Consider the following 18,940-nt stretch of genomic DNA (forward strand, 5'->3'; position numbering starts at 1 on the left):
TCGTCAATGCGGTTCATTCTACTCACAGTTGTTTTTAGTCTGGCCATTATCCGCCCCCTGTATGCCCAAAACGATTTTTGCGGTATCACGAATACCAGCTTTAAAGCAGGCGAGAGTATCACGTTCAAAGTTTTCTATACCCTGGGAAGAGTATATATTGGTGCAGGTGAAGCTACGTTTAACTGTAATCTAGAAAAGTTCAACGGCAAAGACGTTTACCACATCTCCGCAGAAGGTAAGACTTACAGAACCTACGACTGGTTCTTTAAGGTCCGCGACAGATACCAGAGCTTTATAGATACTGCCAATATGATGCCCATGAAGTTCCTCCGCGATGTAGAGGAAGGCGGGTACCGGCTCCACAATGATGTAACCTTTTATCAGGCACAGCATACCGCAGTCAGCACCAAAGGCAGTTACAAGGTGCCCCCCTGTGTGCAGGACGTGATCAGCGCTATCTACTACGCCCGTAATATTGATTTTAATAAATATAAGCCAGGCGATAAGATCCCTTTCAATATGTTCCTCGATGACAAGGTGTACAACATCTATGTACGCTATATTGGTAAGGAAATCGTCGAAACCAAGTTCGGTAAGTTCCGGGCTATCCGGTTCGCCCCCCTGCTGCTGCAAGGTTCCATGTTCGAAGGCGGAGAGAAAATGAGCGTATGGGTAAGTGACGATGGCAATAAGATCCCCCTCCGTATTGATAGTCCCATTTCCGTGGGTAGTATTAAGGTAGATATGATCGGGTACAAGAATATTCGCTATCCATTTTCCTCTCTCATCTCAAAATAATCCCATTTGGGCTTATTTTAACTTTATGTGAACATCTGACTAACTATATTTGTTTGTACATTAATACTTTATTATATATGGAAGAACGTAAACCAAAGATATTACTGGCAGAAGATGATACCAACCTGGGTATGGTGCTCAAAAATTATCTTGAACTGAACGATTATGACGTGGAGCTGTGCCGTGATGGCATTCTGGCGCTGGCTGCCTTCAGAAGGGAGAAATTTGACATTTGCCTGCTGGATATCATGATGCCTAATATGGATGGTTTTAAACTAGCCGAGGAAATCCGGGATGTAGATCCGGATATTCCTTTATTCTTCCTCTCTGCCAAAACAATGAAAGAAGACATCATCCAGGGTTATAAGCTGGGTGCTGATGACTATATTGCCAAGCCATTTGACAGCGAACTACTCCTGTTGAAGATCAAAGCGATCCTGAAAAGAAACCAGGAACTGAACAGCAAAGAGGAAGAGGTACACGAATTTAAAATAGGCCGTTACGAATTCAATGCCCGCCTGCGTACCCTGACCCGCGATGGCGAAACACATACGCTCTCTCCAAAAGAGAACGAACTGTTACGCATGCTGTGCGAGCATAAGAATGACCTGCTGCCGCGTGAACTGGCGCTGAAAAAGATATGGGGCAGCGATACTTATTTCAACGGTCGTAGTATGGACGTGTATATCGCCAAGCTGCGCAAATACCTGAAGGAAGATTCGAATATTGAAATCGTGAACATTCATGGTAATGGTTTCCGCCTGGTGGTGAAAGATTAAGACTTTAAAATAGCTCTGAGGCTGACTGAAAAGATTCGTATCTTTTCAGTCAGCCTTATTTTTGATAGCGCATGAAATTATTGTTAATAGAGGACGAACCGGCAGTTGTATCCTTCATACACCGATATCTTACCGAAGCAGGATATGATGTGACTGTAGCCATGGATGGGCCTACCGGTCTGCAAATGGCCTTAGAACATCCGTTTCAGCTCATCATACTCGATGTGATGCTACCGGGCATGAGTGGAATTGCCGTGTGCAAGGAGCTGCGCACCCAACAAAATAAGACCCCCATCCTGATGCTCACCGCACTGGGTTCTACGGAGAATGTAGTATCCGGACTGGATAGCGGGGCAGATGATTACCTGATCAAACCCTTCAAACAGGCGGAACTGCTGGCCCGGATCCGCTCCTTATTAAGAAGACAACCGGACAATACTGTCGCCGTTCTACCTGCTGCCAACCTGCTTAAACTCGCTGACCTGGAACTGAATACAGATACTAAAAGCGCCAGCCGTAGCGGGGAAAGTATCACGCTCACTGCTACAGAATACCGGTTGCTGGAATATTTTCTGCGCAATCCCCGTCGTGTGTTGTCAAGAATGGAGATCCTGGAAAATGTGTGGGGCATCGACTTTAATATGAATACCAAAGTAGTGGATGTATATGTGAATTACCTCCGCAAGAAAGTAAACCGCAAAGACCTGCCAGCCCTTATCCAGACTGTGGTTGGTATGGGTTATATGCTGAAAGAAGAAGCATGAGTATACGTGTCAAAATACTGATCCTTTTTACTGCGCTGACAGTTTTTATTATCACGCTGATAGCTGGTGGTGCTTACTTTCTCGCCAATCAATACTCTTTTACTGACTTTTATAAACGTCTTGAAATACGCGCCATCGTTGCTGCGCGTGCTGCCCTGATCAAAGACAGAGATAACAGTGCTACCTATACGGAAATCCGTAATGAGCACCTGGAACGTATGCCATATGAAAAAGAATACTTCCTGAAACTGGATAAGGAAGGGCATTTTAACCGCCCCACTTCATTGGCTTCCCTGCCCGGTTCCTTCTTTGAAATGGTACAGTTGCAGGGGAAAGCGAATCATCGTAGTGGTGATATGTTCTTTACTGGTGTTGAATTTGGCTCAGATCCTGACCGCTATATCGTGATTGTCTCTGCCCGCAATGACTTTGGCCGCCGTTACATGGCGGATCTGAAGCACGTACTGACCATTTGCCTGGGTACTGCCGGTATACTGGTGCTGGCAGCGGGGTTCTTCTTTTCAAGATACATTCTGCAACCCGTAAGGGTCATGACTGCCCAGGTAAAAAATATCAGGGCCCATAACCTTCACCTGCGGCTGGATCCGCCTGATAGTAACGATGAGATGTTCGAACTGGCACAGACGTTCAATAACATGCTGGACAGGCTGGAAACGGCTTTCGAAACACAGAACAACTTTGTAAGTAATGCCTCTCATGAACTGGGAACACCGCTCACCGCTATCATTGGAGAAGCGGAACTGGCACTGAATAAGCAACGCTCAGATGCGGAATACAGGCAGTCTATACAAGTAATACTGGGAGAAGCTGAACGCCTGGAACACATTACGAAGAGCTTGCTGCGCCTTGCCCAGACAGGGTTTGGTGGTAAAGGCCAACAACGCGAACGGATACGGGTGGATGAACTGATCTTCTCTGTAAAAGATACCATCGACCAGATCAATCCTGAAAATCAAGTAGAAATAGATTATTCCATGTTGCCGGAAGATGAGGCAAAGCTTTTCATCCTGGGAGATGCGCAGTTATTGCACCTGGCATTCAGCAATATTGTACAGAATGCCTGCAAGTATTCTGATAACCACCCGGTGAGTGTGGCTTTGGCCGCTACTGATACCAATATTATCCTGTTGATCCAGGATCAGGGGATAGGTATTCCTGCATCTGAATTGCCATTTATCTATGATCCTTTCTTCCGCGCGTCTAATACTAGTGGTTATAAAGGATATGGTATCGGGTTGCCATTATCCCGTAATATCATCCGTCTGCACGGGGGCAATATCATTGTAAACAGCCAGCAAGGCAAGGGAACAGAGATACGGATCACCCTGCCGGTAGCGTAGTTCTTACCGGATTCTTACCCCATTTTACCGGATTCTTACCACATTTTTAATCTTCTTTTATCTTCTGTTTACGGGTTCCTAATCTCGTGGAAATAGCTTTGTGTTATAAATCAAAGCACATGAAACATATTTTGATCCCTACAGATTTTTCCATCAGGTCTCTTCGTGTAGTTCATCATGTTGTAGATCGCTTTGGGGCTGGTGAACCCTTGAATATTGTGATGATGCATGCACTGCAGATGCCGGGTTCTATCATGGATCTGATGATGTTGTCAAGGAGGTCATCACACTATGATCTGATCACCGAAGATTATAAGGAGGCCAGTGAAATATTAAAGAATAAATATGGCTCAGCCATCCGGTCGCTGAAAACCGAGTTTCTGATGGGCCGCAGCAATGGTGTGTTTCGCAACTTTTTGTTGTACCACAATATTGATGCGATTGTATGTCCTGCTGAATTTAATTTCCGCAAGGCATCACCCAACAGTTATGATCCGGCAGCACTGATCAGGAAGAGCAACCTACCCGTACACCATGTATCGCTGAAGAAGAAAGAGCGGATGCTGGTGTCGGCAATGTCCGAACTATTTGAAATATAGATGTGTCTGTTTGAGTAGTGCTCTTTCCCTTTAAGGAGGGGGGAGCGCTATTTGTAAATCACTCTAAAACTACAGGTCTTATGCTACTCAAGAAAAATATACCCTTTAGATATGTGTTTGGGAAGATAAAATATGAAATCGCGTTGGTTGTATTATATACTCTTGTGATAGTGTTAATACATGACCGGTTCAATCTGAAAGAAACTATCAACATCCCATTGAGTGTACCAATGATTATGGGTACAGTAATATCATTGCTGCTTGCATTCCGGTCTAACCAGGCGTATGACCGCTGGTGGGAAGCACGTACAGTGTGGGGCGCAATCGTGAACGATTCCCGCTCCTTTACAAGAGAAGTACTCACTTTTATACATAGCAATGAATTTCCGGAAGAGGCAGAACGGTTGCGTGAAAGAATGATCCGCAGACAGATGGCATGGTGTTATTCTCTGGGTCAGCAACTGAGAGGATTGTCTGCAACAGAAGGATTGGAGCGACTGATTCCTAAGAGAGAAGTTGCTTATGTAGCGCGCTTTGCAAATGTGCCGATGGCATTGCTGGAGCTGCATGCAAAGGATTTGCAGATAGCGCTGCAACGTGACTGGATCAATGCTTATCAGCAGGTGCAGATAGATTCTACACTGAATAAGTTCAGTGATAGCATGGGTAAGTGTGAGCGTATTAAGAATACAGTATTTCCTTCAACCTACAGCTTGTATATACATTTTGCATTGAACTTCTTTATCATGTTATTACCGTTTGGAGTGATAGAGTTTTTTGGTTACGCGGCAGTGCCGCTGGTAGGTGCGATTGCAGCGTCTTTCCTGTTGATTGAGAAGATGGCGATACACCTGCAGGATCCGTTTGACAACAAACCAACTGATACACCAATGACGGCCATTGCGCGTACTATTGAAAGGGATCTGCGGCAGATGCTGAATGACAATCATGTACCGGAAACACCGCCCGTGTACAGTTATTATGTGATGTAGTAGTTATATATATTGGTAAAGATTGATTGGTACGAGGGGGAGTAAAATTTAAGAAGAAAAGTTTGGTTAAAGATTAAACAAACTCCCTGATCACCGTTTTGAGGAGGAAGGGCTGGCCAGCGATACAATGGTCAGCCCTTTAGTATTTTAATTAAAATAGTAAGCCACCGCTGGCACCACTTCTGGGTGTTTTGCCGAGGTGTACATATGCTTTCTCAGTTACTTCCCTTCCACGTGGGGTACGCTTGATAAACCCTTCCTGTATGAGGAATGGTTCATATACTTCTTCCAGTGTGCCGGCTTCTTCGCCTACAGCCGTAGCGATGGTGGTTATACCCACCGGGCCACCTTTAAAGTTTTCGATAATGACCTGCAGGATACGGTTATCCATTTCGTCCAGCCCGTATTCATCTACGTTCAGTGCTTTCAGGCTGAATTTAGCAATATCCATATCGATAGTACCATTACCCACTACCTGTGCAAAGTCTCTTACCCTTCTCAGCAAGCCATTGGCAATACGGGGGGTACCTCTTGATCTCCGCGCTATTTCCATTGCAGCCTCGCTGGTGATCTTTGTCTCCAGCAGGCCGGCAGCTCGCCAGATGATCTTTTGCAGGGTAGCGGAGTTGTAGTATTCCAGCCTTGACTTGATACCAAAGCGGGAGAGCAGGGGAGCAGTGAGTAACCCTGAACGGGTAGTAGCCCCTATGAGTGTAAACGGGTGTAATGAGATCTGGATGGCGCGGGCGCTTGGACCGGTATCGATCATGATATCGATGCGGTAGTCTTCCATGGCAGAATAAAGGTATTCTTCCACCACGGTACTGAGCCGGTGAATCTCATCTATGAACAGCACATCCTTTGGCTCGAGGTTGGTGAGCAGACCGGCAAGATCACCAGGTTTCTCAATTACAGGGCCGGAGGTTTCACGGATGTTGACCCCCATTTCGTTGGAGACAATCCGGGACAGCGTTGTTTTACCCAATCCGGGAGGGCCGTGAAAGAGCACATGGTCCAGCGCTTCGCCTCTCAGTTTGGCGGCCTTGATAAAGATCTTGAGGTTCTCAATAATCTGCTCCTGTCCCGAGAAATCGACGATTTCTTTGGGCCGGATGCTGTTTTCAAACTCCTTTTCTGCCGCACTTTGGCGGACTTCATCTGGTCTTATCGGATTCGACATATCAGGGTGAAAGTTACCAAAAAATCGCCTGTGGCAGCTTCGAATTTTCGGTTATATTTGATAATTAGCAACCTCTCAATATGAAACACACGCGCATTTTAACCCTCCTTTTCAGTGTCTCCACCCTTGCCACATACGCCCAGGACATTAAGGAGCAGGAAGTAAAACGTATTATTACTACTCTTGCCGCCGATGATATGCAGGGGCGTAAAACCTTCGAGCCCGGTATTGAAAAAGCGGCTCAGTTTCTTGAAAAAGAATATAGTAAAGCCGGTCTTCAACCATTGACAGGCGCTGCCAATTTCCGCCAGGCATTTCATCGTTTCAATACTACTCCCGGTACACAGGAACTGTACCTGAACGGAGCAAGAGCGCATGATGGCAGAGTGATCCTAATTGGTGTAACTACGAATATTGACTGGAACGAAAAGAGTGATGTAGCAGCTGTATCGCTGCCGGCTTCCGAACAATTTTATGAATCGCTGAGAAAAGTCAGAGATGTAAAAAGGAATACTATTGTATGGGTAGATTCTGCGCATACAGAAGATTTTAAAAAGTTCTATGAGAATGTACAGTCAAGAGGCGGTAAATTTCAGGATAGCCTGCCTACGGTAGTATTAGTACTCAAACAGGGAGAAGATATTAAAAACTGGCAGGTGAAAGCTAATCAGCAGGTCACTCCTTTATACCTCAGTAATATTGTGGGAATGATCAAGGGGAAAACAAAACCAGATGAGTATGTTATCTTCTCCGGTCACTACGATCACCTGGGTATTGTAAAACCAGTGGGGACGGATAGCATTGCCAATGGAGCAGATGATGATGCCAGTGGAGTAACAGCGGTGGTCATGCTTGCGAAATATTACAAACAGCATCCGCCAGCCAGATCCATCATCTTTGTTGCATTTACGGCGGAAGAAATGGGCGGATATGGTTCTAAGTATTTCTCCCAGCAGCAGGATCCTGAAAAGGTAGTAGCGATGTTCAATATTGAGATGATCGGTAAGGAATCCAAGTTCGGTAAGAACAGTGCATTTATAACCGGTTATGAGCGCTCTGATTTTGGAAAGATCCTTGAAAAGAACCTGCAGCACTCCGCCTTCCATTTTTACCCGGATCCTTATCCAGACCAGCAACTGTTCTATCGTTCAGACAATGCAACCCTAGCCAGACAGGGCGTACCGGCGCATACCATTTCTACTGACCAGATTGATACAGATAAGCTCTATCATAGTGTAGGTGATGAAGTCAGTTCATTGGACATTAAGAATATCACTTCAACTATACAGGCTATTGCCATCAGTGCGCGTAGCATTGTAGATGGCACAGATGCTCCAACCAGAATAGATAAAGAAGGCGTTTTAAAACGCTAAGATGAGGTTCGGATCAGGGCAATTAGCCAGGTATCTTTCTCTTTCACTATAACGACATACGCCAGGATAGTCTCCCGCCTTCCCTTCCATATCGATGATGAGCTGGAAGTGGAGGTGTGGAGGCCAATGGCCATTCTCTGTCAGTGGCCCGAAGTGGGCGATGATCTGACCTGCCGCCACTGGAGCCTCGGGTTTTAATACTTCCAGATCAGCTACACTCATGTGCCCGTAAAGGGTATGAAAAGTGACACTGTCCAGCACGTGTTGTAAGATGATCGTAGCCCCATAATCTCCCAATTGGTTGTTGAATTGAAAACTATGTACACGCCCATTTAGTGGTGCATATACAGGTGTGCCTACAGGTCCCCAGATATCCACACCCAGGTGTAAGCGGCGTGGTTCGCCTTCTGTATCGAAATGTGCACTACGGGAATAGATGGTTCTGTGTTCGTTATATCCGCCTATACCGAATATAGCATTGTGTTTGGCTAATAGTTGGGAGACGTAGTCACTGAATCGGTGTTCATCGTCCAGCATGTCCGGTGTAAGCGCTGTATTAGCGGCAGTAAAATCCATTGGGTACAGGTGATCCTGTGTGGGATCAAAGAGTACGACCGGCTGAAACGGTTGATGGCGTTGTAAGATCTCGGTTAACATAGTTAAAAAGAAGGCTGGCATTTCGCCAGCCCTTATTAATTAAACAACAATATTGATCATTCTTCCTTTTACAATCACTACTTTCTTCACAGGTTTGCCTTCTATCCATTTTTGTACGACCTCGTTGGCCAGTACAGTCTGTTCGAGGGCTGCGTTGTCTGTATCCAGCGGGAAGCTCAGTTCTGTGCGGGTTTTACCATTCACTGCGATTGGGTAGTTGAATGCGTCTTCCTTTACATACTTCTCTTCGAATACAGGGTATGGTGCATCGAGGATAGTGGTTGTGTTACCCAGCAGGTGCCACAGCTCTTCAGCGATATGCGGTGCATAAGGTGTAAGCAGTATGAGTACTGGTTCCAGTACGCTACGCTTGTTGCACTTGAGACTGCTCAGTTCATTTACACAGATCATAAACTGGCTTACAGCGGTATTGTAAGAGAAGTTTTCAGTATCGCTATCGATTTTCTGAATGGTTTTGTGCAGGATCTTCAGTTCTTCAGGCGTTGCTTCACCATCTTTAACGATCAGGCCTTTTTGTTCATCAGCAAAGAGACGCCAGAGTTTTTTGAGGAAGCGGTGTACACCTTCGATACCTTTGGTATCCCATGGTTTGGACTGCTCTACAGGCCCGAGGAACATTTCGTACATGCGGAAGGTATCGGCGCCGTATTTTTCAACAAGTACATCCGGGTTGACGGTATTGTACTTGCTCTTACTCATTTTCTCTATTTCAGATTTACATGTGAACTGACCATCCTGTGTTAAGAAGATTGCGTTTGCAAAATCTGCTTTCCATTTTCTGGCTGCGTCTATATCCAATATCACACCATCAACGAAGTTGACATCCACGTGTATATAGCTTTCGATCACATAGTTTACATGCATAGAATCCAGGAACTCGGCTAACGAAGTATCCTGTGCCCTGATCAGCTCTATGATTTCTTTGATTTTGATATCGCCAAAACTATTAGAGATATATACCTGTTTGTTATCCGGCAGTGTGATAGGTTCAATTTCATCAGCACCTACATGGTGGTCGCTGTGGATGAATCTTAAACGTTTTACAAACCTGGAAGAACCCTGAATCATACCCTGGTTGATCAGCTTTTTGTAAGGCTCATCAAAACCAATATAACCCAGGTCAAACAGTACTTTCGTCCACAGACGTGAATACAGCAGGTGACCTACCGCATGTTCTGTACCACCGATATACACATCTACCTGGTTCCAGTAGTCGGTTGCTGCACGACCTGCAAACTCTTCCTTGTTGGAAGGATCTGCATAGCGCAGGAAGTACCAGCTACTACCTGCATAGCCAGGCATGGTGTTGGTTTCACGTTTGGTATTTGCATCTATATTTACCCAGTCAGTGATGTTGGCCAGCGGGCCCTCACCATCTTCACCTGGTTTGTAGGTGTCTACGTGTGGTAATTCAACAGGCAGATCCTTTTCGTCTACAGCATATGGGATACCATTTTTGTATACGATCGGGAATGGCTCACCCCAGTAACGCTGACGGCTAAAGCCGGCATCACGCATTCTGAAGTTGGTCTGCTTTTTACCGATACCCATGGCTTCTACCTTATCAGCTACCAGCTCCATTGCCTGCCTCATTGGTACGCCATTCAGGAAGTCGCTGTTCTGCAGTACTGCATCTTTGGTTGGATTTGCTTCAGCACCATTGAATGCATCACCGATGATATTCGTAATCGGAATATTAAAGTGTTTTGCGAAGCCAAAGTCACGCTGGTCACCGCATGGTACTGCCATGATCGCACCTGTACCATAACCTGCCAGTACGTATTCAGAGATCCATACCGGGATACGTTTGCCATTAAATGGATTCAGTACATAGGCACCTGTAAAGCAACCGGTGATTTGTTTCACCTCTGCCATACGTTCACGTTCAGAACGGCTTTGGACATAATCCAGGTATTTATCTACGGCTACTTTATTCTCAGGAGTTGTGATCTTAGCTACCAGCTCATGCTCAGGAGCTACTACCATGAAGTCCACACCAAAAATGGTATCGGGGCGGGTGGTATATACTCTTAATCCTTCATTTTCGTTACCATCAAACCTGAAGGTGATTTCAGCACCCTGGCTCTTTCCGATCCAGTTACGCTGCATTTCCTTCATAGCTTCGCTGTAGTTCACAGTTTCCAGACCCTCGAGCAGGCGGTTTGCATACTCGGTGATACGGAGGAACCACTGGCGCATTTTCTTCTTTACTACAGGGAAACCACCACGTTCACTTACACCATTTACTACTTCATCATTGGCCAGAACGGTACCCAGTGCGGCACACCAGTTCACCTCTGCATAAGCGAGGAACGCGATGCGGTAATGCATGAGGATCTCACGCTGATGGGCCTCGTCATAACCTTTCCACTCTTCAGCTGTAAAGTTGAGGGCACGATCGCCAGGGCATTCGTGGGCATTGTTACCTTCTTTTTCGAAGATGGCGGTCAGTTCTGGAATGCGTTTGGCTTTCTGGGCGTTACGGTCAAACCAGCTATCGAACAGCTGAAGGAAGAGCCATTGTGTCCATTTATAGTAATCGGGATTACTGGTATTCACCTCTCTTTCCCAGTCAAAGCAAAACCCGATGTTCCCCAGTTGTTTACGGAAGGCCGCAATATTTTCGGCAGTAGTCACTGCGGGGTGCTGACCTGTTTCCAGGGCATACTGTTCTGCCGGCAGACCGAAGGCATCCCAGCCCATGGGATGTAGCACATTAAAGCCTTTTAGTCTTTTATAACGAGCATAGATATCAGACGAAATATATCCCAGCGGATGGCCTACATGGAGGCCCGCTCCTGAAGGATAAGGAAACATATCAAGTACATAACACTTGGGCTTTTGGCTATTGATGCTAACCCTGTAAGCATTCGAGCTGCCCCAGGAGTCCTGCCACTTTTTCTCAATAGCCCTGAAATTATATTCCATATAATTGTTGAATTAACCGGACGTAACGCTACGCCCTAGTTGACTTAAAATAACGTTAAAGGATGACAAAAGTAAACATAACTGCTAATTTTTATTATTTTCGCCTATAAACGGTAGTTTAATGGCGCAGCAACCCGGGAAATCATCTTCAAAAAAATCCAAACCTTCTTATTTGTATTCCATTATTGGAGTGGCACTTGTCCTGTTCCTGCTGGGAACCTTGGGTCTCATAGTGATCCATGCCAATAAGCTCAGTGAATATTTTAAAGAAAGCATTGAAATTCAGGTGATCCTTAGGGACAACGTGAAAGAAGAGCAGGCGATCGCTCTTCGTGATTCCATTGCAGGCAGGCCTTATGTCAAGTCGATCGAATATGTATCCAAAGATATGGCGGCCGAGCGCTTTAAAAAGGAGTTTGGAGAGGATTTTATCACCCTGCTGCAATATAACCCATTGTATGCCAGTATCAATGTAAAAGGTAACGCCCGGTATGTAAATCCGGACAGCCTGGCAGTGATTGAGGCAAATCTGGGTCAGCAGAGTATAGTAAGAGAAATTTCTTACCAGAGAGGGCTGGTATCCAAGCTGAATGAGAATGTGCGTAAGATCGGGTTCGTGATCCTCGGCATCTCAGTTATGCTTGCGCTGGTAGTCATCGTGCTGATAGACAATACGATACGTCTGGCCATGTTCAGCAACCGCTTCCTGATTAAGACCATGCAGATGGTAGGGGCCACCAGGTGGTTCATAGCCAAGCCTTTCGACCTGCGTAGTATCATCAATGGGGCCTTGAGTGCCATATTGGCTATTGCCGGTTTGATAGGGATTCTCTATTTTGCAGACCAGTTACTTCCAGAGCTTAGTGCCATGCGGGATTACTTTATGACATCTGTCCTCTTTATAGGCATGATTGTAATAGGTATCTTTATCTCGCTGGTGAGTACGCATCGTTCGGTAATGAAATACCTGCGACTGAAACTGGATGATTTATATTGATTGATAATTTTCTACATCATATGATTAAAGAAACCAAACAAGCAGATAAGGCAGTCATTGATAGCCGCCCTGTTTTTGCAAAAGATAACTATAAATTGATGATAGCGGGTCTGGTGATCACTGTAATCGGCTTTCTGCTGATGACTGGTGGTTACAATGATGATGCTACCAAATTCAAACCAGAAGAAGTGTATAGTTTCCAGCGTATTACCCTGGCGCCTATCGTGATCCTGCTGGGTCTGGCAGTAGAGGTTTTTGCGATAATGCGTAAACCAAAGCAATAATACCTGCAACTTATTATAATACAGGCGATGATACTGATTCATCGCTTTTTTTTATTTAAACGGATAAATCAGCTATTTCCATGAGCATTCTGGATGCCATTATCATTGCTATTGTTGAAGGATTAACCGAGTTTTTACCCATTTCGTCTACTGGTCACATGGTCATTACCAGTGCAATACTGGGTATCGGGGACGACGAGTTTACTAAATTGTTTGAGATTGTAATACAGCTGGGGGCAATATTAGCTGTCGTGGTTTTGTACTGGAAAAAATTCTTTGTGTTCGATAAGAACCGCATTCCTTTTTATCTCAAACTGGTATTGGCTACCATTCCTGCGCTGATCCTGGGTTTCCTGTTCCATCACAAGATCAAGGACCTGATGGGTTCTCCTGCAGTGGTTGCGGCCAGCCTGTTCCTGGGTGGTATTGTATTATTGTTTGTGGACAACTGGTTTAAGAATCCAACCATTGACAAGGATGAACAGGTGGACAATTTCAGGGCTATCCGCATTGGTTTTTTCCAGTGCCTGGCGTTGATTCCGGGTGTGAGTCGCAGTGCCGCATCCATCATAGGTGGTATGCAGCAAAAGCTGACCCGCAATGCTGCTGCTGAATTTTCGTTTTTCCTGGCCGTACCAACCATGTTCGCAGCAACCTGCTATGACCTGTATAAAAGCAAAGATGCCCTGGCAAGCAATACCGGCAATTTCCAGCTGCTGATCATTGGTTTTGTCATTGCATTTATCGTAGCATTAGTTGCCATCAAGTTCTTTATCGGCGTATTGAAAAGATATGGTTTCCGTGTATGGGGTGTATACCGCATACTTGTAGGAGGTGCTATCCTGGCAGCTATGGCGATGGGATACAACCTGACCGTAGGCTAAGAAAGTAAATTATTCCTATATCCAACATGAAGAAGGTTTTATTACCCCTGATGGGCTGCCTGGTGGCAATGGCCACCTATGGACAGCAAAATTATGTTCCCGGGACAGTAGCTATTCCTCAACAAGATGATTCCCTGAGAGGATTTATTGATTTCAAAAACTGGACGAGCAGCCCGGGAGAAATTCATTTCAAAAGTACTCAAAATGGAACCGTCACTAAGTACACTCCTGACCAGATCAGTGGTTTTACCATGCAGTCGAATGGAGAAATTATATACGTGTCGAAGCATTTGCTGCTGGATGTAACACCATATATTGTTTCTACCACACAAAGGGTGACACAACCAGAAACAGAATTGATGGATTCTACCGTATTTATTCAGCAACTTGTAGTGGGCGATTATAACCTGTATACTTATACTGATAAATACCAGCGCGTACACTTTATGTATGGTGTGCCAGGACAGGAAATCCAGGAACTCAAGTACATCAAGACATTGGTACCTGCTCCTGAGGGATCCAAACTCTATGAAAAGAGGGAATATCAGGAGCAACTGTCCACCCTGTTCAAGGACGACAGCAAGATAGCCAGACAGGCAAGGAATGTGGAATACCGCGATGATAAGCTGATTGCTTTATTTGTTGCTTATCATCAAAAGCAGCACCCGGATGAAAAGGTAGCTGTGAAGCAAAACAAAAAGAATCCAGTCTATTGGGGGATAGTAGCAGGTCCGTCATTCAATAGCTTCAAAATGAAGAACGGAGAAGATTATAACCGGCATGGCGATTATAGTTCTTCTGTTGGCCCTGTAGCAGGATTATTCCTGGATATTCCATTTGGGGGTGCTACCAGGAAGTTTTCATTGTACAATGAACTGATCTTTAAGTCATACAGCACGGATGCGAAGATGGACATGTCCAGACTACTTGAAGGTGACGTGACTACTTTTAAATTGAATTATGTGCAGATAAATATCATGGCACAGTATATATATCCCAGAGGACTCGTAAGGCCGTTTGTTCATATTGGTGTAGGCAATGCGTTGCTTATTAATGAGAAAAAGAATGATTACTATGATGCAAGTAGGGATGAACATAGTGACGCTGTGAGTGATATCCGCAAATTGGAACAATCTCTTGTTGGCGGAGTTGGTGTGAAGGTAAGCCGCTTCCAGCTGGAAGTTCGGGGTGCTACTACGACTGGCTGGATGCCAACGGCAATGGTCTCTATGCCGGTCAATTCATTACAGATAATTGCCGGAGTAAGATTATAATAAAAAGCTTCTGCCAGGGCAGAAGCTTTTTTATTATCCCTTCACTGCCAGTAGCAGCTCGAGGTCAGTATATTTTAGTTTGAACTTTTCACTCAGGTGATAGTTGGTCAATGCCCCTTTATAGAGATAGATCCCATTCCGCACTCCTCTCTTGATCCACACCAGGTTCTCAAAACCACCATCATCTGCTGCTTCCAGCAATAATGGCATCAGTACATTACTGATAGCTTCAGAAGCTGTGCGTGCAAATCCTGATGGAATATTAGGTACGCAATAGTGAATTACATCGTACTTCTTGAATATCGGGTTTTCATGACTGGTGATCTCTGATGTTTCAAAACAACCGCCTCTGTCTATACTTACATCTACAATCACAGATCCTGCTTTCATGTTGCTCACCATTGATTCGGAGACTACAATAGGTGTACGGCCTGACTGAGAAGACAAAGCGCCGACTGCTACATCAGCATTCCGCAGCTGCTCTGCCAGTACTTTGGGCTGAATAACGGAGGTAAATACACGAACGCCGATGTTGTTTTGCAGGCGTTTCAGTTTATAGATGTTATTGTCGAATACTTTTACAGAAGAACCCAGGGCCATGGCAGTACGGGCTGCAAATTCGCCTACAATGCCTGCGCCGATGATCACTACCTTGGTAGGAGGTATACCCGTTACACCGCCCAACAGAATACCTTTCCCTTTATTGCTGTTGCTCAGGTACTGACTGGCCAGCAGCATGACAGCGCCACCAGCTATCTCGCTCATAGCTCTTACAATAGGGTAGGTGCCTGCATCGTCTTTGAGATTTTCGAACGAGAGCAGGGTAATCCGCTTCTCCATCATCTTTTGTACCTGCTCTATTTTCAGGGCAGCCAGGTGGATGGGAGAGATCACGATCTGGTGAGGATGCAGCAGCTCTATTTCCTCATCGTTGAGTGGGGCTGATTTTACAATGATCTCCGCTTTGTATACTTCTTTCTTATCGTACAATATTTCGGCGCCGGCTTCTGAAAAATCTGTGTCATAAAAATGGGAGCCATCGCCTGCCTTATGTTCTACCACGATATGATGACCATTGCTGGCCAGTATACTTACCGCATCGGGTGTAAGCGCTATGCGGTTTTCCTGGAAGGACGTTTCTTTTGGAATACCTATGAATAAACGGGAATTTTTCTGCGGAATATCCAACGTTTCTTCCAGCGGTGAATATGTAAAGCCAGCACTCACAACAGGTTTTTGCCTTTGCTCCATATAGTTGTCAAAATTGATCCGGGTGAATTTATCCTTGTAATCAAAGATACATTATTTGTTCAAAGCAATGTATCAGGAAACCCGCAGCTGTCTCCGCTGATCAGGTAATACTGTCAATTGCAATCGAATGGTGTCTGCAGGTAATAATTCCTGGATGATATCCGGCCATTCTACAAAACATATTGCGCCCTCCTGGTAGAGGGTATCCTCTACACCCGCGCCTATTGCCTCTTCCTCATCACGTAACCGATACAGATCCAGGTGATAAATATTACGTGTTACACCGTCATTTGTACGATAGTTGTACTGGTTAATAATGGAGAAGGTCGGACTGGCAGTTGTATCCTCCACGCCTTTTGCCGCACACAGTGCCTTTACAAAAGTAGTTTTGCCGGCACCCATGGCTCCCTCAAGGGTAAAAATCTGTTGCGCTCCATATTGTGCCCAGAAACTTTGGGCTACCTTGGGCAGCTCCTCAATAGTAAAGGTCCATTCCATCTCGTAAATGTAATTAAATAACCGTAATCTATTGGTTGATACTGCGTTGCATTAATAAAAGACTTTACAGAAACAATTGATTTTCTGTTACTTTCATATTGGCTTGCCACTCCGTTGCATTAATATTTTATTCACATGAATCGGGGGTGGATACCTTTGTAACGTTAATCAGTCACTAATGGAAACGATCAGTTGTAAAGTTAAAGGAATGAACTGTACCAGTTGTGCCTTGACGGTATCAAAATACCTTCAGCACAAAGGTATGCAGGATGTGAATGTTAGTTTTGCCACAGAGGAATTGAGTTTTACCCTGCCTGAAGGAATTGAGACAAATCCCAAAGATATTCTCTCTGGTATCGATCAGCTGGGCTACCAGGTGGTATTACCTAACCAACCTCAACCCAAGGCGGCTTTTCTGCGTACACTGACATTTAAGTTTATTTTCTGCGCCATCTTTACAGCTCCTTTGTTATTACATATGTGGGTACACTGGGCATGGCTCCATGATCCTGTTGTACAGCTTTGCCTTGCTACACCCGTTTTTCTGACGGGGATGTGGCATTTTGGCCGGAGTGCGATCCGCTCTCTTGTAAACGGGATGGCGAATATGGATGTGCTGATTGCTTTGGGTGCCATCGCTGCTTATGGCTATAGCCTTACTGGTACAATCCTGCACCTGGGGCCAGACTATATGTTTTACGAAACGGCTGCTGCCATCATCACCCTGGTATTCCTGGGCAACCTGCTGGAAGAGCGTTCTGTAAAGCAAACCACTACTGCAATTACGGCCCTTGCAAAGATGCAGGTAACAACCGCCAATCGTATTGAAGAACACGGTGATCATGAACATATTCATGTAGTAGACAACCAGGCCCTGCGCACTGGTGATAAAGTATTGGTGAACACGGGCGATATGATTCCCATGGATGGCACCATCTACTGGGGGAGTGGCCTCATCAATGAATCTATGATCACTGGTGAAAGCACCCCTGTACGTAAAGGCGAAAAAGATAAAGGTATTGGTGGCACTATCCTGGAAGAAGGTAGTATCAAAATGTTCATCACCGCTACCGGAAAAGATACGGTTCTCTCTTACATCATCGACCTCGTAAAACAGGCACAGGGCAATAAACCGCCCATGCAGAAACTGGCTGATAAGATCAGTGCCATCTTCGTACCATTGGTATTAGGGATTGCAGTACTGACCTTTTTAGGTTGGGCGATATTTGGACATATCACCATTGGCGCCGCTATTATGCGGAGTATCGCTGTACTGGTCATCGCCTGTCCATGTGCCATGGGACTCGCTACGCCGGCAGCCGTTATGGTGGGATTGGGCAGAGCAGCAAAAAATGGTATTCTCATCAAGGGTGCCCAAACCCTGGAAGCCTTTAAGGATATAAAATACGTAGTACTGGATAAAACCGGTACCCTCACTACCGGCAAACTGCAGCTGGGCAATTATCACTACGAAGGTATGACCGAAAGGGAATTTGCCCAGACAGTGTATAGCCTGGAGAAATTCTCTTCTCACCCTATTGCCCGTTCACTTGTGAGTATCTGGAAGAAAGAAGGAGAAGTGAAGCTGACACAGATCCGTGAAATAAAAGGTCGTGGTATGCAGGCAAAAGACTCCGCAGGCAATGAATGGCAGCTGGGTTCCTTTGAAATGGCGAAACATACGACTGCTGATGATAGCCATAACCTCTACCTGCTGAAGAATGGTCAACTGACAGGCTGGATAGACCTGATCGATGAAGTAAGACCTGATGCAGCAGAAATGGTGGCCATGTTGCAAAGCAGAGGTATTACAACCGTGCTGCTGAGTGGAGATACAGAACGTAAATGTCGTGAACTGGCCGCGTTGACAGGCATCCGGGAAGTATACTCCAGCCAGACACCAGAACAGAAATTACAGCAAATAGACCGTCTTATGCAAGCCGCACCGGTAGCTATGGTAGGCGATGGTATCAACGATGCACCGGCATTGGCCAGGGCTACGATTGGTATCTCCCTAAGTGATGCCACGCATATTGCTATGCAGAGTGCCAATGTGATCTTATTAAATAGCAAATTGTCTTCCCTGCCGCTAGCATTGGGGCTGGGTAAACATACCTTTCTCACTATACAACAGAATCTTTTCTGGGCATTCCTGTACAATGTGATTGCCATTCCATTTGCTGCCTTTGGGGTATTGAGCCCTATATCCGGTGCGGGTGTGATGGCGCTTTCAGATATCGTACTGGCCGCGAATTCTGTGCGCCTGCGGTACAAGAGAGTAATATAGTTACATTTACAGT

General features: G+C 45.4%; 17 protein-coding genes. 12 read left to right on the top strand and 5 right to left on the bottom strand.

What is annotated here, in order from left to right:
- Window positions 1-6: 6 nt before the first annotated feature.
- The 6 genes from SIO70_RS07520 to SIO70_RS07545 all read left to right on the top strand — a co-directional run bounded on the left by SIO70_RS07520 (window position 7) and on the right by SIO70_RS07545 (window position 5,293).
- Entirely contained in the window at window positions 7-798 is a 792-nt protein-coding gene (locus SIO70_RS07520; RefSeq protein ID WP_320580327.1) for a DUF3108 domain-containing protein, read from the top strand.
- Between the two features lie 77 nt (window positions 799-875).
- Window positions 876-1,577 (top strand): response regulator transcription factor, encoded by a 702-nt coding sequence (locus SIO70_RS07525; RefSeq protein WP_320580328.1) that lies wholly within the window; start codon window positions 876-878, stop codon window positions 1,575-1,577.
- A 71-nt stretch (window positions 1,578-1,648) separates the two neighbouring features.
- Window positions 1,649-2,341, top strand: a complete 693-nt coding sequence (locus SIO70_RS07530) for a response regulator transcription factor (protein ID WP_320580329.1) — start codon at window positions 1,649-1,651, stop codon at window positions 2,339-2,341.
- Window positions 2,338-3,702 (top strand): HAMP domain-containing sensor histidine kinase, encoded by a 1,365-nt coding sequence (locus tag SIO70_RS07535; RefSeq protein WP_320580330.1) that lies wholly within the window; start codon window positions 2,338-2,340, stop codon window positions 3,700-3,702. The genes SIO70_RS07530 and SIO70_RS07535 overlap by 4 nt, the downstream gene beginning before the upstream one ends.
- A 119-nt stretch (window positions 3,703-3,821) precedes the next feature.
- Window positions 3,822-4,301, top strand: coding sequence for a hypothetical protein (locus SIO70_RS07540; RefSeq protein WP_083724091.1), 480 nt, complete (start codon window positions 3,822-3,824; stop codon window positions 4,299-4,301).
- An 80-nt stretch (window positions 4,302-4,381) separates the two neighbouring features.
- Window positions 4,382-5,293 carry a bestrophin family protein gene (locus tag SIO70_RS07545; RefSeq protein ID WP_320580331.1) on the top strand — a complete coding sequence of 304 codons (912 nt, stop codon included), beginning with the start codon at window positions 4,382-4,384 and terminating at the stop codon, window positions 5,291-5,293.
- A gap of 151 nt (window positions 5,294-5,444) precedes the next feature.
- Here the strand turns inward: SIO70_RS07545 and ruvB are convergent, their stop codons facing one another.
- Window positions 5,445-6,461, bottom strand: a complete 1,017-nt coding sequence (gene ruvB / locus SIO70_RS07550) for a Holliday junction branch migration DNA helicase RuvB (RefSeq protein ID WP_414017924.1) — start codon at window positions 6,459-6,461, stop codon at window positions 5,445-5,447.
- A 92-nt stretch (window positions 6,462-6,553) separates the two neighbouring features.
- Between ruvB and SIO70_RS07555 the strand changes: the two genes are divergently transcribed.
- The gene (locus SIO70_RS07555) at window positions 6,554-7,846 is read left to right on the top strand and encodes a M28 family metallopeptidase (RefSeq protein ID WP_320580333.1); all 1,293 of its coding nucleotides are present in this window, start codon (window positions 6,554-6,556) and stop codon (window positions 7,844-7,846) included.
- Here SIO70_RS07555 and SIO70_RS07560 read toward each other — a convergent pair.
- Together SIO70_RS07560 and SIO70_RS07565 are read right to left on the bottom strand one after the other, a co-directional pair.
- Window positions 7,835-8,503, bottom strand: a complete 669-nt coding sequence (locus SIO70_RS07560) for a peptidoglycan DD-metalloendopeptidase family protein (RefSeq protein ID WP_320580334.1) — start codon at window positions 8,501-8,503, stop codon at window positions 7,835-7,837. The genes SIO70_RS07555 and SIO70_RS07560 overlap by 12 nt on opposite strands.
- Window positions 8,504-8,542: 39 nt before the next feature.
- A complete protein-coding gene (locus SIO70_RS07565; RefSeq protein ID WP_320580335.1) occupies window positions 8,543-11,452 on the bottom strand; it encodes a leucine--tRNA ligase in 2,910 nt (969 codons plus the stop codon).
- 121 nt (window positions 11,453-11,573) lie between these two features.
- Between SIO70_RS07565 and SIO70_RS07570 the strand changes: the two genes are divergently transcribed.
- The 4 genes from SIO70_RS07570 to SIO70_RS07585 all read left to right on the top strand — a co-directional run bounded on the left by SIO70_RS07570 (window position 11,574) and on the right by SIO70_RS07585 (window position 14,891).
- Window positions 11,574-12,449 (top strand): cell division protein FtsX, encoded by an 876-nt coding sequence (locus SIO70_RS07570; RefSeq protein ID WP_320580336.1) that lies wholly within the window; start codon window positions 11,574-11,576, stop codon window positions 12,447-12,449.
- Window positions 12,450-12,469: 20 nt separating this feature from the next.
- Window positions 12,470-12,733: a DUF3098 domain-containing protein gene (locus SIO70_RS07575; RefSeq protein ID WP_320580337.1), complete on the top strand. Its 264-nt coding sequence runs from the start codon at window positions 12,470-12,472 to the stop codon at window positions 12,731-12,733.
- Window positions 12,734-12,813: 80 nt separating this feature from the next.
- Entirely contained in the window at window positions 12,814-13,617 is an 804-nt protein-coding gene (locus SIO70_RS07580) for an undecaprenyl-diphosphate phosphatase (protein WP_320580338.1), read from the top strand.
- Between the two features lie 26 nt (window positions 13,618-13,643).
- On the top strand, window positions 13,644-14,891 hold the full coding sequence (locus tag SIO70_RS07585) for a porin family protein (protein WP_320580339.1): 1,248 nt from the start codon (window positions 13,644-13,646) through the stop codon (window positions 14,889-14,891).
- Between the two features lie 33 nt (window positions 14,892-14,924).
- Here SIO70_RS07585 and SIO70_RS07590 read toward each other — a convergent pair whose 3' ends face one another.
- Both SIO70_RS07590 and tsaE read right to left on the bottom strand, forming a co-directional pair.
- Window positions 14,925-16,142 (bottom strand): alanine dehydrogenase, encoded by a 1,218-nt coding sequence (locus SIO70_RS07590; protein ID WP_083724108.1) that lies wholly within the window; start codon window positions 16,140-16,142, stop codon window positions 14,925-14,927.
- A 72-nt stretch (window positions 16,143-16,214) separates the two neighbouring features.
- A complete protein-coding gene (gene tsaE, locus SIO70_RS07595; protein WP_320580340.1) occupies window positions 16,215-16,640 on the bottom strand; it encodes a tRNA (adenosine(37)-N6)-threonylcarbamoyltransferase complex ATPase subunit type 1 TsaE in 426 nt (141 codons plus the stop codon).
- 178 nt (window positions 16,641-16,818) lie between these two features.
- Here tsaE and SIO70_RS07600 point away from each other — a divergent pair, with 178 nt between their 5' ends.
- A complete protein-coding gene (locus SIO70_RS07600; RefSeq protein WP_320580341.1) occupies window positions 16,819-18,927 on the top strand; it encodes a cation-translocating P-type ATPase in 2,109 nt (702 codons plus the stop codon).
- The last annotated feature ends 13 nt before the right edge of the window (window positions 18,928-18,940 follow it).

It is taken from the genome of Chitinophaga sancti, from assembly GCF_034087045.1.
GTDB classification, from domain to species: domain Bacteria; phylum Bacteroidota; class Bacteroidia; order Chitinophagales; family Chitinophagaceae; genus Chitinophaga; species Chitinophaga sancti_B.